Consider the following 14,514-nt stretch of genomic DNA (forward strand, 5'->3'; position numbering starts at 1 on the left):
CCTGTACTATTTTTTGACTGCCTTATAGCGAGCATACAGGTCGTGGATGCGATGGCGCAGGTCGCTGATCTTCTTGGAGTCTTCCTTGGCAAGCCAGCGCGGTTCGCTGATCGCAAAAATTACCTTGGCCAGCTCATCGAGCACGCTCTCGGTGGCGATGCACCACTCATCGGTGCAGATATGCGTCATCTCCCCGGCCTCTTCAATATCCTGAGCCACAAGATTGAGGGATTTTTCGAGATGCCCCAGAAAATCCCGATGCGCACGCAGCATGGTTTCTTCCATTTCAACCTGACGTTTCATGACGCTCCTCCTTCATTGTGGATGGTTCATGGTCAACGGGGATGGGAAAAATCCCAATCTCCCGTCGCCTGTTCACAGGTCCAGCAGCCGGCGGTTAATCTCGATGCCCACCATGGCTCCCTGACCGGCGGCAATGATGGCCTGGGCCTTGCCCGCCTTGAGGGCGCCCAGGGCAAAAAGGTTTTCAACAGAGGTTTCACAGGCATGATCGGTTGCAAGCGTGGTCCCGTTGCCCTCCCGTTTCAGGGCAAGCCCGGCCAGGCAAGAATCGTTTAAGGTGTAATCATAACTGAGCATGACCACCTCGCAGGCAATCTCCTGCCCGTCTGCCAGCTGCACGCCGGCCAACGCCGTATCGCCAAGAAATTCCTGCGGAGTGCCGACCAGAAAGGCAATGCCGTCCTCGGCCAGCAGTTCGGCGTGGTCGTCCGGCATGAGACCGTTCGGGAGGATGAGGGTGATATCCGGGGTAAACATCTGCCGCATGGCAAAGGCAAGGCGCATGGCATCGAGAGAATCGCCGAGGATGACGAGTTTCTTGCCGGTGGTGCGGTAGCCGTCGCAGTCAACACAGGTAAAAACCGTCCGGCTGAAGAACCGGTTCATCCCCTTGATTTTTGGCGGATGCTCGACAGCCCCAGCGGAAACGATGGCATAGGGCGCCTGGTACTCGTCCTTTTCCGTGCTGACAATAAAACCATTCTCGGCCCGCACCGAGGCAACATGCTCACGTCTGAATTCGGCGCCAAAGGATTTTATCTGCCGGATGCCGGTATCAACGAGCTCTTTGCCAGAGGTGATTTCGAGACCGAGATAGTTTTCGATATGCAGGGCATGACGGGTCCGACCGCCGCCGTGATCAATGAGAAGAACCTTGCGGTTATAACGGGCAAGATGGATGGCGGCCTGCAAACCGCCAGGCCCTGCCCCGATGATGATACAGTCGTAGCTGTTTTGTTTCATAAGCCTTTCCTGGTCCTCCCCCCGGCGGCAGGAAATCGTTTACAGGGCGGAACACGCGGATCAGCCGGACGCGCGAGGCAGTCTCGGCTGATCCGTTGCGCCGTTACTCAGAGGAGCCGGTAGGGATAGGCGCGCTTGGTCCATTCATTGTCGGGGAAAGCAGCGCTCAGCTTTTCATAGGCCGCTTTCAACGGCTTAGGGTCGTGCGACCGCTTGTAGCGACAGACGCCGGTCAGAAAGATGGCCTCCGGAACGCTGCCGCTTTGACCATACCCGTCAACCAGTTGCTCAAAGCGGGCCAAGGCCTCGTCAAAACGATCATTTTCAAAATGATATTTGCCAAGCCCCAACAGAAGCGAGGGAATCAGCTCCTCGGGTCCGAGAAACCCCACGGTCCGGTGATGTTCCTGGGCTTCCGGACTCAAGGTTATAATGGTAGGCGTCCACTTGACGTTGTACTTCTCCGCATGGGGCTTGCTGTCAAACGCGACGCGGAGCGGGATAAAATTTTCTTCGATGAAGCGGACAACCTTACTTTCGGGATACGTAACTGTATCCATCTGTTGACAGCCAATTCAGCCGGGGTTGAAAAAATCGAGCAGGATCGGTTTACCCGCCTTCTGCCCCAGACACAGGGCATCGTCCATTTCCGTGCGCCATTGAATTTTTGTTGTCATGGTTATTCCTCCTCGTATGGTGTTAGTGGAGAAACCCAACATCCTTTTCACACTCATGTGGAAAAATCTTGCCGGACGCAGGCCTACCTGGCCCTGCGGGCATGCCCAGAGGCCTTCCCGTCACCAGCCGGATATTTCCCCCTCACTTGAGCAAATCGTCCACTTCTTCCTTGCCCTTCTCAAGTTCATGCTGCTGTTCCTTATCTTTCTGTAGGAGCAAGGCCTGGAACTCACCCACATGGGTTTTTTCCTCCCTGGCAACATCGAGAAAAATAATTTTTAGATCTTTGTTTCTTGTAAGGTTCGCCATCTGCTCATACAGATTAATCGCGTCCAGTTCGGCAATGATGGCTGCCCTAAGGAGCTCTTTATCCACCTCGTCCTTGGGGATTTTCTCTAGATTAAAAGGAATGGTCGCCAGCATCTTTCTCCTCCCGAAAACAATACGTTAGGAAATGTTCTAGCCAGGGAGTTTGCCATTGCAGAACTGTTGCATTCACCGCGAACGGATATATGGAAATCTTTGCAGGCCTACCCTTCAGTGTTGATTGCAGACCTGAAAGTTCCTGGCTGAACCTAAAAGAACTGCGTCCCGGATTACGGGTAATTACCCCGACAATCCGGGGCAGCCTTGGCTATCCAGAGCAACACGATTCAGTCAGGACAAAGGTCTTGCGTTCACCAACCTCGCCGCACTTCGGGCATTTCAATTTATCGGCAGGCTTTATTTTTTCATATATTTCCCTGCTACAGCGCCCGCAGATAATATGATCCCCTTGGGCGACAAGGTCACTGGGCAGAAGTTCGTGCTGGCACTCGGGACATAGTAATGAAGGCATGGGGCTTCCTCCTTTCGGGATTTGCCAATGAATCACAAGGGTTAATCAATCTGAAAACCAAAAAAAGGGGTCAGCCGCCAACCTCATAGTCAAAAAACTCGCGTGCGGCCTCCTCGTACTTGTTTCCCAGATCGGCTATTTTCCCTTTGATTTCTTTCCGCGCCGGACTCCACTCTGTTGGGCACGCCGTCCGTAGTTGATCAAGGCGGTCATCTAGCTCGGTCATGACAATATTCAAGCCATTGACCTTTTCATACATCCGCTGTTTGTCGCCTGTCGGCAATTTATCCATCTGGCGGATGACATTATACAATTTCGCTTTCCACGCCGTGAGTTCCGTATCCACATTCCTGCAATAATCCTTAACGTCCATGACCCACCCCTTTGGTTGAAGTTGTCACATTGAGACTGGCCCGTATCATTGAATATGCACTGTGTTTTCGGGACGCACCTCCTTTTTTTATCCTCTAAAAATGAGGGGTTGAGCATCCGGTTTGTTTTTTAGTTGTTTCAGCCTCTTAGGTAATGGTGACCTGCTACAGTTGCTCGATATTCTTCCTGAGCTGACCGATCTGCAGCCCCAACGACACGCATTGCTTGCCGTCCATGCACTGTTGCGCCTCGGAGTCCTCCAGAAAGGTCTTGAGCTCGTGTTTGTCCTTCTTAAGGTCAACGACCCAGGCCTTATTGTTCTTGTCGTAATCAACCATGAGGTCGATACCGCAGGCGCCGATCTCCGGGAAAACCGCCTTGATCTTCTCACACAGTTCTTCTTTGGTGTGCATGGCATATCCTCCTGTTGTTCGGTTATTCTGGCTTCTTATTATATTAATATAGGCCTTCAGAAAAGGGATGTAAAGAGGTGGGAAAAAAGTTGCCCCGGAGGCTTGTCCAGGTGGACTTTGTGGCAGAAAAGTATTTCTCACGCACAAAAAAGAGTCGCTATTTTCTGGGAGAAAATAGGGGGAGAAGGAAAGTCCGGTGCTCAGAAGGTTCGTCAGGCTCCTCCCTTACTGGAGGGCCTGGGCAATCTCCTGCTGCATGGCGTCAATGACCGCGATGGGATCAACGGCCTTGGAGATGGGACGGCCCACAACTACCTGATCGGCGCCGCTTTTGATGGCGCGGCCGGCGGTCATGATCCGGGTCTGATCGTCGGCATGGTCGAGGACATTGGCCCCTGGCCTGATCCCCGGCGTGACCAGCAACAGCCTCTCTCCGAGTCCGTCGCGCAACCGGGCGGCCTCAAGGCCGGAAGAGACCACTCCGTCACAGCCCAGCTCCAACGCCCGTTTGGCCCGAAAATAAACCAAATCCTCAATGGACTGGGTCATGCCCATGGCCCGCAGGTCTTCTTCGCCAAAACTGGTGAGCACGGTCACAGCCAGCAGCTTGATCCCGCCTTTTTCCTCCAGAGCCGCCCGGATGATCGGGTCATTGCCGTGGACCGTGGCCAGGCTCACCCCGTGTTTCCGGAGTTGGGCCACGGCCAGCTTGACGGTTTCCGGGATATCAAAAAACTTGAGGTCAAGCATCACCTTATGACCCCGGTCCACCAGCCAGTCAACGGTCTGGAACCAATCGGCCATGAACAGCTGCAGCCCGACCTTGTAAAAGCCCAGATGGGACTCGGTTTTTTTTACCAATTCCTTGGCCTGTTCCGGCGTTTCCACGTCGAGGGCCAGGATGATCCGTTCTTTTAAGGGAATATCTTTCACGTGCGACCTTTTTCCTTGTGCCAATCCTACTGAATATCTACCTTCACCCGACCGCTGACATCATAGGCATCCTTCTGCATGTCATAATCCATCCCCTTGCCGTGGATATCCAGGCCTTTGCCGGTAATCTGCACCGGCACCCTGGTCGTGATCTTTCGGGCCTGGTCGTCATAGCTGAGACTGTCGGACTGAATCAACATGCCATTCTCGGCCTGCACCTTGACCCCGTTTCGCATGCTGAGAATTTTTGTTTTGCTGTTGTACTCTCCTTCCTGACCGGTGATAACAAATCTGCGCTCGGTGTTTTTAAAAACCTGCGCCTCCACCGTTACGAGCTGCATTCTGTCCTGATCCTCTCCGGAAAAAAGCCGCTTGGCCTGAATCTGCCAATCCCGCACTCCGTTTTTCAGCTGGGAAAACAAGACCCCTTCCATGTTGAAACCTGCACCTGTGGTCGCGGCCAGCGGCGCGGCAAGGTTGGTGGCCAGACCGCCGCGCGGAGCCAAAACCCTGGTGAAGGCTCCACCCCAAAGCGGCCAGGACAGCAAAAGGGCCACGGGCAACAACCAGAGGATATTGCGGTAGCCGGTCATCATCGCAGATACCTCGCAAGCAACTCTTCCCGCAGCCCCTTGGCCTCAATGATCAGCTCGCACAACTCGCGCACCGCACCACGGCCTCCTTCCCGCCTGGTCACATAATGGGCAACCGCCTTGACCTCGGTCACGGCATCGGCCACCGTTACCGCCAGGCCGACCCGGCTGAGCAGGGGCAGATCGAGCCAGTCATCCCCCATGTAGGCGACCTGTTGGGGAGAGAGCTTCTGTTCGGCAAGAATTCTGTCAAAGGCCTCTATCTTGTTGCGCACCCCCTGATAGACATGGGCCAGTTTCAAATCCTGGGCCCGACGCTGCACCGCCTCGGAGCTGCGGGCCGTGATCAAGCCCACTTCAATTCCGGCTTCCTGCAAAAGACGAATGCCAAAGCCATCCTTGGTGTTAAAAGATTTCAGCTCGCTGCCCGACTGGGCATACACCACGGAGCCATCGGTGAGAACCCCGTCCACATCCAGAAGCAACAGGCGGATTTCCTTGGCCAGCGGCAGGCAGTTGCGCCAGACATAGCCGCGCTCGTCCTGCTCGGTGCGAGCCAAAGCCCGCTGCCGCAACCCCTCCATAACCTCGCAGTCGGAAGGGTATTGCCCGCCCGAAATGCCGCAGGAGCCGGGGTCGGTCATGGCCGAGCCTCCCCTGTCTGTCGCTGGATAAGGGTATGAATCTCCAAAAGATGGGCAAGCAACGGCTCCAACCCATGGAGGGGCATGGAGTTGGGCCCGTCGCACAGGGCCTTGGCCGGATCGGGATGGATCTCCATGAACAACCCATCGATCCCGGCCGCCACTGCGGCCCGGGCCAGGGTGGGGATAAACTCCCGCTGGCCGCCGGAGATGCCCCCTGCCCCGCCGGGCAGCTGGACGCTGTGGGTCGCATCGTAGATAACCGGGCAGCCAAAGGAGCGCATGACCGGCAGGGAACGCATGTCAACGACCAAATTATTGTAGCCAAAGGTGGTGCCCCGTTCCATGAGCATCAGGCGATTTTTAGCCACTGCGTTGATCTTGCTCACCGCATGTTGCATATCCCAGGGCGAGACAAACTGACCTTTCTTCAGGCTCACCACCTTGCCGCTTTTGGCCGCAGCCACCAGCAGATCGGTCTGGCGGCAGAGAAAGGCGGGAATCTGCAACACATCCAACACCTCAGCGGCCGGCCCGACCTGGGCCACCTCATGCACATCGGAAACCACCGGCACGCCAAAATCCCGGCGGATATCGGCCAAGATTTGCAGACCCTCGGCCAAGCCGGGGCCCCGAAAGGAATCGAGCGAGGTCCGGTTGGCCTTGTCAAAGGAGGCCTTGAACATGTAGGAGATGCCCAGCCGAGCGCAGATCTCCTTGAGACCCGCGGCAACTTCGCGGCACAGTTCGGCCGATTCGATGACGCACGGGCCGCCGATCAATAAAAAAGGCCGGTTGGGACCGACCTCAAAAAAATCTGGGATACGCACAGACTCCACTTTTTTTCTCCTTAATGTGGCGGCATAAAAACCGGAACCGCTTTAAAGTCCGGCGTTCTCCAAGGCTGCCTTAATAAAATTTGTGAACAGGGGATGCGGCTTCATGGGCCCGGATTTGAATTCCGGATGGAATTGGCAGCCCAGAAACCACGGATGGTCGGGCAACTCGACAATCTCCACCAGCTTCTCGTCCGGCGAGGTGCCACTGATGATGAGCCCGTGTTTCACCAGCTCGTCCTTGAAGGCGTTATTGAATTCGTAGCGGTGCCGGTGCCGCTCCTGTATCTCGTCTCTGCCATAGGCCTTATGGGCAAAGGTGCCCTCCACCATCTTGCAGGGGTAGGCGCCCAGCCGCAGGGTGCCGCCCAGGGCGGTGGATTCATCCCGGATCTGGACCTTGCCGGTGCGGTAATCATACCACTCCTTGATGAAATAAATGACCGGATGCTTGGTGAGCTGGTTGAACTCGGTGCTATCCGCATCTTTCATCCCTGCGATATGGCGGGCAAACTCGATTACTGCCAGCTGCATGCCGAGGCAGATGCCGAAATAGGGCACCTTTTTCTCCCTGGCAAAGGTCACGGCTTGAATCTTCCCCGCCACCCCGCGACTGCCGAAGCCGCCCGGGACCAGCACCCCGTGGCACCCGGCCAGCAAGCCGTCGGCCCCCTTGTCTTCGATCTCCTCGGCGCTCACATAGCGGAGCCGCACCTTGGCCTCGTTGGCCACGGCCCCATGCACCAAGGCCTCGTGCAGGCTCTTGTACGACTCGGTCAGATCGACATATTTGCCGATGATGCCGATCTCCACCTCGCGTTTCGGATGCTTGACCTTCTCAACCAGCTCCTGCCAGGCATCCAGGCGCGGCGATCCGGTCCAGATATTGAGCTTATTGAGAATGATATCGTCGAGTCCCTCGGCGTGGAAACAGAGCGGCACCTCGTAGATATTGTCCACGTCGCGGGCCGTGATCACCGCCTCTTTCTCCACGTTACAAAACAGAGAGATCTTGGCCTTCAGCTCATTGCTGAGCAACCCTTCCGTGCGGCAGAGCAGGATATCCGGCTGGATGCCGATGGCCCGCAACTCCTTGACACTGTGCTGGGTGGGCTTGGTTTTCACCTCGCCCGCGGTCTTGATGTAGGGAACCCAGGTGACATGGATATAGAGAGAGTTTTCCCTCCCCACATCGGTACGGAACTGACGGATCGCCTCCAAAAATGGCAGCCCTTCGATATCGCCGATGGTGCCGCCGATCTCGATGATGGCCACGTCCACCTCGCCTTCAAACTGCATGATGGCCGTCTTGATCTCGTCGGTGATATGCGGGATCACCTGCACGGTGCCGCCCAGATACTCGCCCCGCCGCTCCTTGCTGATCACCGAATGATAGATGCGACCCGAGGTGTAGTTGTTGCGCTGCCCCAGGACCACCGAGGTGTACCGCTCGTAATGGCCGAGATCCAGATCGGTTTCCGCCCCGTCGTCGGTGACATACACCTCGCCGTGCTGGAAGGGGTTCATGGTGCCAGGGTCCACGTTGATGTACGGGTCCAGCTTCTGAAAGGTGATGGACAACCCGCGGCTCTCCAGCAGAGCGCCGATGGACGCAGCGGCCAGTCCTTTTCCCAGGGAAGAGAGAACGCCGCCGGTAATAAAAATGAACTTGGTGCGATGGGTCTGATTGGTAGTTTTCATGAAATGGCGCCGGTCTCGTAAAATAGGAAAAAAAACCACGGTGGATGACTTTCAGCGTAAACAACGCAACCCATACAATCAGGCCGCATTACATTCCCATCAAAATACAGTATTCCGCCCTCTTTTGTCCAAGGGAAAATACCCCCACGACAAGAGAAATTGCCGAGGCGCTTGCAGCAAAGACGAGGCGGTGGGGGAAAGACCCATGAAAGCCGAGAACAGCCCTCAGAGCCCTTCTTGTGCTTTCTCTAACTGCGGTAGACTTCTCGGCGGTGGCCGACCTTGACCACCCAGATGGTCAGTTGGGTATCCTGTATCGAATAAATGATGCGGTAATTCCCTTGCCGAAGGCGGTACTTTTCCTGACCGGAGAGTTTTTCGCACCCCACGGGGCGGGGCTGCTCGGCAAGGCTTCCTATTCGCTCGATGATCCGTTGCAGGTCGTTTTTGGGAATGGAGTCCAGATCCTTCCTGACAGAATCTTTGAAAAAGATGCTATAGACGGCCATTGGCCTTGAGCTCTTTCAGCACAGCTTCGTAGGAAACCAGCGGCTCGTTGACCCGCGCTTCAAAGGCGGCCAAGTCTTCCGCATCCTCGGCCAGCGCATGACGTATCGCCTCGTTGACGATATCGGAAAGAGATCGGGATGTCACCAGCGCCTTGTGCTGAAGCGCCCGGTGCATGGCTGGGTCAAAATACACGGTTGCCCGTTTGGTGAGTGCGCTCATGGCGAGTACCTCCTGCACACAACTTAACGCTACAACGTCATAGCGTCAAGCGAAAGCTATCTTCATCACAGAATGGGCATCCGCCAATGAATTAAGTATGGTGTCCACTTTTTTCGTTATGGACTATTACATTGGTCCTCGTCTTGACACGTGTCTTCAAGAAGGCATGCACTCCACCAACAAAAAACTCCTTTAGGCGATACAGGGAGCATCCGCTGACTCTGCTTGTCGAGCTGCCAAACTTGATTAATACGTCGAGTGAAGTGTGAACAATCACTAAATCCTTTTTCTGGGAAGGCTAATGCGAAAATGATGGGATTCGCATCAATTGATTTTTCTTTATCGCAATCCAAAAAAGCAGACGAACACCGACGATTCTCTTGTATCTTCTTGTCGTCCCATTGAAGTCGTCTCCTTACTTCGGAGGGAAACCGCAACAATTTCGACTTGATAGCCCGCACATCTACAACTATTGAGTAGGCAGGTGAAGCCAACACATGGCGCATCGTCACAAGAGCTGTGGACCCATCACGGTGATAACATGGATCAACAACGAATTCTCCGGAACGTGTCCCTCCCAAGCAGACCCACCCACTTACGACATCACCGATAGAGCCAGGACGCCAGCCAGGACCCTGATAATGGCGTTCATCAGGAATTTTCATCCCTACCAAAGTTTGTATCTCCGCAGGGGATATATCGCGGGACATTGCCAGACCGGACATAGCAACCAAAAGGGATGGCACTACAAAAACGCAGAAAAAGACTCGACATGCACGCATAGGGCCCTGGTGAACCTAACAAGAATTTAGTGGCGACCAAGCAATCTAAGACTACCAGAAGAATATCATTTGTCCCGCTATCAACTCCAACACCAAGCGATTCTATGTGACAGGATACAGAAAGTCAAAGAGAATGTCGGCGAAGACTTCTCCGATGCAATTGCGGCTTGTTGCCTGTGCCGCTAATAAGGTAGTATGGCGGGAACATCTATCAAGCCTGAGGAAACACGTTCCGCCATGCCTTTTCGCCTCTATATAAAAACCAGCGCCATCCTGATGCTTCTCTTCCTGCTGGTGGCCCTGTCCCTGCCCGGCTGCAAGGAAGGCAAGACTCCGGAAAAGGCCGCTGTTCAGGAAGCTCCGGCCCACCCGCCCGGATGCCAGGGTTGCCATCCGACGGTCCGGCTCGATTTCAATCACAATCTCGCCTGCACCGACTGCCACGGCGGAAACCCGGAGGGCGCACCGCAGGAACAGGCCCATGCCGGACTTGTCAGCCACCCTGCCCATCCTGACCAGATGCAGAAGGCCTGCGGCACATGCCATGCGCAACAAGTAGCCCAGGCCGCCTCTTCACTGCATTTCACGGCGCAAAACGAGGTCAATGGTGTCCGTGTCGCCTTTGGCGCCCAAGGCCCCCTTGCTTCGCTTGCGGAAATCCCGGCCCACGACTCAATCGCCACCCCGCTTGACCTTGCCGACGACCTGCTGCGCCGGCGCTGTCTGCGCTGCCATGTGTACAGTTCCGGCGACACCTACCCGGAAACAGTGCGCGGCACAGGTTGCGCCGCCTGCCATCTCGCCTACACCAACGGCAAGATGACCAGCCATGCCTTCAGCAAATCCCCAGCGGACAGCCAGTGCCTGCACTGCCATTACGGCAACTTCGTGGGTGCTGATTATTATGGCCGTTTTGAGCACGACTTCAACCAGGAGTACCGCACCCCCTACCGCACCGACACCACCGAAACCCGCCCCTACGGGGTTGAGTTCCATCAATTGGCTCCGGACATCCACCAGCAGAAAGGCATGGCCTGCATCGATTGCCACAGCGGGGCCGAACTCATGGGCGGACACGGGGCGGCCAAGGGCTCAACCCCGGCCATCACCTGTCTCAGCTGCCACGGCTGGCGCAAAGGGCTGCCACTACCCCTAGATAACCTGCAGGTTGAGGCGGACCGCCTTGTGCTCACCACCCGGTTGACCGGCAAAAAACTGGTGGTGCCCCAGCCTGTCCACCCGGCCCACAGACAATACGAAAAAAAGGCCCATTGCACCGTGTGCCACAGCCAGTGGAGCTTTAACGACCAGGGCACCCATCTGCTCCGCACCGATAATCCTGACCATCCCGCCTGGGCACGGCTCAGTGTGCAGGGCAGCCGCGAGGTGGAGGAGCAGCTGGACGCCCCCGCCCCCCAAGGACCTTTCCTGCGGGACAAGATCACCGGAGCGCCAAGCCCAAGCCTGTGGCTCAAGGGCTATGAGCTGCGCCGCTGGGAAACCCCCCTGGTCGGCCTTGGGCCGGACGGCTGGCTTCACATCTTCCGACCCATCCTGGACCTGCATCTTTCCATGACGGACGCGGACAACAAGGTTATTTTCGACAATGTGGGGGTAGAGCCTGCGCGGCTACGCTACCTCCCCTATACCCCGCACACCGTTGGCAAGGCCGGGGCGTTCTTCTCCGAACGGCTCAAGCCCAACCTCCCTACCGAGACAAAACCATGAGTTGCCCAAAACATATCCGAACAATCTTCCTCCCTGCCCTTCTGCTTCTGTGCGGGGCAACCTTTTCCGGTTGTACGACAGTGCTCACCAGCACCCCGCCGCCCAAGGGTGCTCCTCCAACCAAGCCGGCAACCAAGGCGGGTCGAATCCCCGCTACGCAAAAGCCTTATCAGATTGAGGGCAAGACCTACTATCCGCTGCCCTCGGCAGAAGGATACGTCGAAACCGGCATTGCTTCCTGGTATGGCAATCCCTTCCATGGCCGCAAGACCTCTAACGGCGAGACCTACAATATGTACGATTGGACTGCGGCCCACAAAACCCTGCCCATGAACACCCGGCTCCTGGTGGAAAACCTCGGCAACGGCCGCTCCACTACGGTGCGGATCAATGACCGCGGCCCCTTCGTGGGAACGAGAATCATCGACCTCTCCTACAATGTGGCCCGAGATCTCGGCATCATGAAAGAAGGAACCGGCCAGGTCCGGATCACCGCCTTGGGCGAGGCGGAAACCGTGACGCTTGCCGACAACAAGACCGCAGCCCGGTTCCTGCCCCACGAGGATTTCCAGAAGGGTGATTTTTATGTCCAGATCGGCTCCTTCACCGTCCAGGAGAATGCCGACCGGCTGAAAGACAAGATGAACAAAGAGGGCAAGGAAACCGAGACTGTCCGCTATGAGCGGGGCGATCAGGTTTTCTACCGCGTCCAGGTAAAGGCCGGATCAACCCTGACCGCAGCCAAACAGATGGGACAAACCATGGCCGGCACCGGCTTCCCCGGAGCTTTTGTAGTGGCGAGATAACCTTGCCGGCGGACAATCGCTTGACAGCCGAAGACCAATCGTTATATCCAATAGAGATTAGTCCCTCTTTATAACGAAACACGCACCGTTCCCCACTCTGCCGAGGAGGGCTGTCATGATCTTCAAGGTCTTCAAAAAACAGGAGCTCGCCCGCCTCCATGAACTGCTGGCCGTCAACATCGTGGTCGGCCCGGTGGCCAAGGGCAACGACCGCAACGGCAAGCCCCTGTACGATTTCGATGTGGTCTACGATTTTGCCGAACTCGCCCTTGATTACACCCAGACGGTGCATTCGCCCAAACGCTTTGTCCTTCCCTACCAGGAAACCTTGTCCACCTTTGCCATGACCCGCGACGGCTGGGAGAAGCATGTCGACCTCAATGTCTACCGGCCCCTGGCCTTCTTCGGCATGCATGCCTGCGACATCAATGCCCTGAACAAGCTCGATCTGGTCCTGGCGCAAAGCACCTACCCGAACCCATACTACATGGGCAAACGAAAAAACCTCTTCATCGTTGGGCTGAGCTGCAACCCGGAGCCCCAATGTTTCTGCCGCTCCATGGGCACCGATTCCGCCATCCACGGCTTTGATCTGTTTCTCACCGATCTGGGCGGCAAATATTTTGCGGAGATCCTTACCGCCACGGCCTTTGACCTGCTGAGCCAGATCAGCTGCCAGGAGCCGAGCGCCAAAGACCACACCCTGTACAAGCATGTCACCAAGGAAAAAAGCACGCGCTACACCGCCACCGTGGACACCTCGGATCTCACCAAGATCCTCGACCTTGAATTTGAATCAAAGGCCTGGGATTACTGGGGCGACAAATGCCTTTCCTGCGGGACCTGCGCCAATGTCTGCCCCTCCTGTTACTGCTATGGCGTTGAGGAGCAGGTCGATCTTGACCTGAGGCACGCCAGCAAGACAAAATCCCTGCACTCCTGCAACCTCATCGACTTTGCCAAGGTGGCCGGCGGCCACAACTTCCGGCCGACAAGCGCCAGCCGGTTGAAATACCGCTACTACCACAAACACCGCGGCTTTGTGGAGGCCTTTGAAGAGTCCCTCTGCGTCGGCTGCGGTCGCTGCGGCACAGCCTGCCTTGCCGACATCACCCCCCCTGAAGTCATCGCCAGCGTCCGGGGCAAGGAGTAAACATGCAGAACAAACTCCAATTTATCGACATTCTCGGCCAGACCTCAGGCGCGCACCGCAAGCAAGACCCCGGCAGCTTTGAGTATACCCTGCCCGCCGAGATCACCAGCATCTACCCGCTCACCGCCAGCGAAAAACTCTACCAGATCCAGATCATCGACCCTGACCAGCGGAACCGTTTCTCCTTTAAGCCAGGCCAGTTCGTCATGCTGGAGCTGCCTGGCATCGGCGAGGCGCCCTTCTCCATCTCCTCTTCCCCGGTGCGGCACGGCGACCTTGAACTGTGCATCCGGGCAGTGGGCAATCTCACCAATTTCCTGGCCAAGGTGGAACGAGGCACCAAGGTGGGGATAACCGGCCCATTTGGCACCTCTTTCCCATTGGAAAAGATGCAGGGGCAAGACATCCTGCTCATCGGCGGGGGGTTGGGCATCGTGCCCCTGCGCTCCCCCCTGTTAGCCGTGCTGGAAAACCGGAGCAAATACGGACGGGTGGATATCATGTACGGCGCCAAGACCCCGGCGGAGCTGCTCTTCACCTACCAGTACGAAGAATGGCGCCGCTTTGACATCAACCTCGGCATCACGGTGGATCGCGCGGACAAAGGCTGGCAGGGACGCACCGGCCTGATCACCGAACTCTTAAAAGAACGGATCAGCCAGACCACAAGCCTGCGGGAGAACACCTATGCCATTGTCTGCGGGCCGCCGGTCATGTTCCATTTCGTCTGCAAGATGCTCACCGAGGCCGGACTGCCCATGCAGAAGATGTTCGTCTCCCTGGAGCGCCGCATGCACTGCGGCCGGGGCAAATGCTGCCGCTGCAACATCGGCTCGACCTACACCTGCCTGGACGGCCCGGTCTTTGACTACTGGTCGGTGATGAATCTCAAGGAGGCGATCTGAGATGGGAAAGGATCTCAAGGGGCACGACAAAGTCAAGCGCACCCCCCCGGACTGCAAACGATTACAGGGTGCGGCAGATGCGCGACAGAGGCCTGTGGGCCATACATCGGTATGCACTCAGGCCGATAACAAAGCAG

The 14,514-nt window shown here is 56.5% G+C and carries 17 protein-coding genes; 4 read left to right on the forward strand and 13 right to left on the reverse strand.

Translation table 11 applies throughout. The features are described 5' to 3' along the window. Positions 1 to 6: 6 nt before the first annotated feature. From ACZ46D_RS08625 to ACZ46D_RS08685, 13 genes are all read right to left on the reverse strand, one after another. Positions 7 to 303, reverse strand: coding sequence for a hypothetical protein (locus ACZ46D_RS08625; RefSeq protein ID WP_464927039.1), 297 nt, complete (start codon positions 301 to 303; stop codon positions 7 to 9). Positions 304 to 375: 72 nt separating this feature from the next. Next, positions 376 to 1,266, reverse strand: a complete 891-nt coding sequence (locus ACZ46D_RS08630) for an NAD(P)/FAD-dependent oxidoreductase (protein ID WP_464927040.1) — start codon at positions 1,264 to 1,266, stop codon at positions 376 to 378. Positions 1,267 to 1,373: 107 nt separating this feature from the next. Then, entirely contained in the window at positions 1,374 to 1,826 is a 453-nt protein-coding gene (locus ACZ46D_RS08635; RefSeq protein WP_464927041.1) for a hypothetical protein, read from the reverse strand. Positions 1,827 to 2,085: 259 nt separating this feature from the next. Beyond that, the gene (locus ACZ46D_RS08640; RefSeq protein ID WP_464927042.1) at positions 2,086 to 2,367 is read right to left on the reverse strand and encodes a ferritin family protein; all 282 of its coding nucleotides are present in this window, start codon (positions 2,365 to 2,367) and stop codon (positions 2,086 to 2,088) included. 485 nt (positions 2,368 to 2,852) lie between these two features. Beyond that, the gene (locus ACZ46D_RS08645; RefSeq protein ID WP_464927043.1) at positions 2,853 to 3,155 is read right to left on the reverse strand and encodes a hypothetical protein; all 303 of its coding nucleotides are present in this window, start codon (positions 3,153 to 3,155) and stop codon (positions 2,853 to 2,855) included. A gap of 163 nt (positions 3,156 to 3,318) precedes the next feature. Beyond that, complete coding sequence (locus ACZ46D_RS08650; protein ID WP_464927044.1) at positions 3,319 to 3,567, reverse strand: hypothetical protein; 249 nt, start codon at positions 3,565 to 3,567, stop codon at positions 3,319 to 3,321. Between the two features lie 225 nt (positions 3,568 to 3,792). After that, entirely contained in the window at positions 3,793 to 4,500 is a 708-nt protein-coding gene (pyrF, locus tag ACZ46D_RS08655) for an orotidine-5'-phosphate decarboxylase (RefSeq protein WP_464927045.1), read from the reverse strand. 26 nt (positions 4,501 to 4,526) lie between these two features. After that, positions 4,527 to 5,096: an LPS export ABC transporter periplasmic protein LptC gene (lptC, locus tag ACZ46D_RS08660; protein WP_464927046.1), complete on the reverse strand. Its 570-nt coding sequence runs from the start codon at positions 5,094 to 5,096 to the stop codon at positions 4,527 to 4,529. After that, the gene (locus ACZ46D_RS08665) at positions 5,093 to 5,737 is read right to left on the reverse strand and encodes a KdsC family phosphatase (RefSeq protein WP_464927047.1); all 645 of its coding nucleotides are present in this window, start codon (positions 5,735 to 5,737) and stop codon (positions 5,093 to 5,095) included. Before ACZ46D_RS08665 ends, lptC begins: the two co-directional genes overlap by 4 nt. Continuing rightward, positions 5,734 to 6,576 carry a 3-deoxy-8-phosphooctulonate synthase gene (kdsA, locus tag ACZ46D_RS08670; RefSeq protein ID WP_464927048.1) on the reverse strand — a complete coding sequence of 281 codons (843 nt, stop codon included), beginning with the start codon at positions 6,574 to 6,576 and terminating at the stop codon, positions 5,734 to 5,736. The genes ACZ46D_RS08665 and kdsA overlap by 4 nt, the downstream gene beginning before the upstream one ends. A 42-nt stretch (positions 6,577 to 6,618) precedes the next feature. Beyond that, a complete protein-coding gene (locus ACZ46D_RS08675; RefSeq protein WP_464927049.1) occupies positions 6,619 to 8,274 on the reverse strand; it encodes a CTP synthase in 1,656 nt (551 codons plus the stop codon). A 248-nt stretch (positions 8,275 to 8,522) separates the two neighbouring features. Continuing rightward, on the reverse strand, positions 8,523 to 8,783 hold the full coding sequence (locus ACZ46D_RS08680; protein ID WP_464927050.1) for a type II toxin-antitoxin system RelE family toxin: 261 nt from the start codon (positions 8,781 to 8,783) through the stop codon (positions 8,523 to 8,525). Beyond that, positions 8,770 to 9,003 (reverse strand): CopG family transcriptional regulator, encoded by a 234-nt coding sequence (locus ACZ46D_RS08685; protein WP_464927051.1) that lies wholly within the window; start codon positions 9,001 to 9,003, stop codon positions 8,770 to 8,772. The genes ACZ46D_RS08680 and ACZ46D_RS08685 overlap by 14 nt, the downstream gene beginning before the upstream one ends. 1,019 nt (positions 9,004 to 10,022) lie before the next feature. Between ACZ46D_RS08685 and ACZ46D_RS08690 the strand changes: the two genes are divergently transcribed. From ACZ46D_RS08690 to ACZ46D_RS08705, 4 genes are all read left to right on the forward strand, one after another. Further along, the gene (locus tag ACZ46D_RS08690) at positions 10,023 to 11,513 is read left to right on the forward strand and encodes a hypothetical protein (protein WP_464927052.1); all 1,491 of its coding nucleotides are present in this window, start codon (positions 10,023 to 10,025) and stop codon (positions 11,511 to 11,513) included. Then, complete coding sequence (locus ACZ46D_RS08695; protein ID WP_464927053.1) at positions 11,510 to 12,319, forward strand: septal ring lytic transglycosylase RlpA family protein; 810 nt, start codon at positions 11,510 to 11,512, stop codon at positions 12,317 to 12,319. The genes ACZ46D_RS08690 and ACZ46D_RS08695 overlap by 4 nt, the downstream gene beginning before the upstream one ends. 115 nt (positions 12,320 to 12,434) lie before the next feature. After that, on the forward strand, positions 12,435 to 13,472 hold the full coding sequence (locus ACZ46D_RS08700; RefSeq protein WP_464927054.1) for a 4Fe-4S dicluster domain-containing protein: 1,038 nt from the start codon (positions 12,435 to 12,437) through the stop codon (positions 13,470 to 13,472). A 2-nt stretch (positions 13,473 to 13,474) separates the two neighbouring features. Next, positions 13,475 to 14,377 carry an FAD/NAD(P)-binding protein gene (locus ACZ46D_RS08705; protein WP_464927055.1) on the forward strand — a complete coding sequence of 301 codons (903 nt, stop codon included), beginning with the start codon at positions 13,475 to 13,477 and terminating at the stop codon, positions 14,375 to 14,377. Positions 14,378 to 14,514 lie beyond the last annotated feature (137 nt).

The sequence above is a fragment of the Thiovibrio sp. Mzg5 genome (assembly GCF_055379285.1).

What these genes read in the sequence shown, in the direction of transcription:
- ACZ46D_RS08640 (WP_464927042.1), bottom strand. Translation starts at nt 2,367, where the DNA reads ATGCTGGCGACCATTCCTTTTAATCTAGAGAAAATCCCCAAGGACGAG.
- ACZ46D_RS08630 (WP_464927040.1), bottom strand. Translation starts at nt 1,266, where the DNA reads ATGAAACAAAACAGCTACGACTGTATCATCATCGGGGCAGGGCCTGGC.
- ACZ46D_RS08695 (WP_464927053.1), top strand. Translation starts at nt 11,510, where the DNA reads ATGAGTTGCCCAAAACATATCCGAACAATCTTCCTCCCTGCCCTTCTG.
- ACZ46D_RS08650 (WP_464927044.1), bottom strand. Translation starts at nt 3,567, where the DNA reads ATGCACACCAAAGAAGAACTGTGTGAGAAGATCAAGGCGGTTTTCCCG.
- ACZ46D_RS08675 (WP_464927049.1), bottom strand. Translation starts at nt 8,274, where the DNA reads ATGAAAACTACCAATCAGACCCATCGCACCAAGTTCATTTTTATTACC.
- ACZ46D_RS08680 (WP_464927050.1), bottom strand. Translation starts at nt 8,783, where the DNA reads ATGGCCGTCTATAGCATCTTTTTCAAAGATTCTGTCAGGAAGGATCTG.
- ACZ46D_RS08635 (WP_464927041.1), bottom strand. Translation starts at nt 1,826, where the DNA reads ATGGATACAGTTACGTATCCCGAAAGTAAGGTTGTCCGCTTCATCGAA.
- ACZ46D_RS08690 (WP_464927052.1), top strand. Translation starts at nt 10,023, where the DNA reads ATGCCTTTTCGCCTCTATATAAAAACCAGCGCCATCCTGATGCTTCTC.
- ACZ46D_RS08700 (WP_464927054.1), top strand. Translation starts at nt 12,435, where the DNA reads ATGATCTTCAAGGTCTTCAAAAAACAGGAGCTCGCCCGCCTCCATGAA.
- ACZ46D_RS08705 (WP_464927055.1), top strand. Translation starts at nt 13,475, where the DNA reads ATGCAGAACAAACTCCAATTTATCGACATTCTCGGCCAGACCTCAGGC.
- ACZ46D_RS08625 (WP_464927039.1), bottom strand. Translation starts at nt 303, where the DNA reads ATGAAACGTCAGGTTGAAATGGAAGAAACCATGCTGCGTGCGCATCGG.
- ACZ46D_RS08645 (WP_464927043.1), bottom strand. Translation starts at nt 3,155, where the DNA reads ATGGACGTTAAGGATTATTGCAGGAATGTGGATACGGAACTCACGGCG.
- ACZ46D_RS08665 (WP_464927047.1), bottom strand. Translation starts at nt 5,737, where the DNA reads ATGACCGACCCCGGCTCCTGCGGCATTTCGGGCGGGCAATACCCTTCC.
- lptC (WP_464927046.1), bottom strand. Translation starts at nt 5,096, where the DNA reads ATGATGACCGGCTACCGCAATATCCTCTGGTTGTTGCCCGTGGCCCTT.
- ACZ46D_RS08685 (WP_464927051.1), bottom strand. Translation starts at nt 9,003, where the DNA reads ATGAGCGCACTCACCAAACGGGCAACCGTGTATTTTGACCCAGCCATG.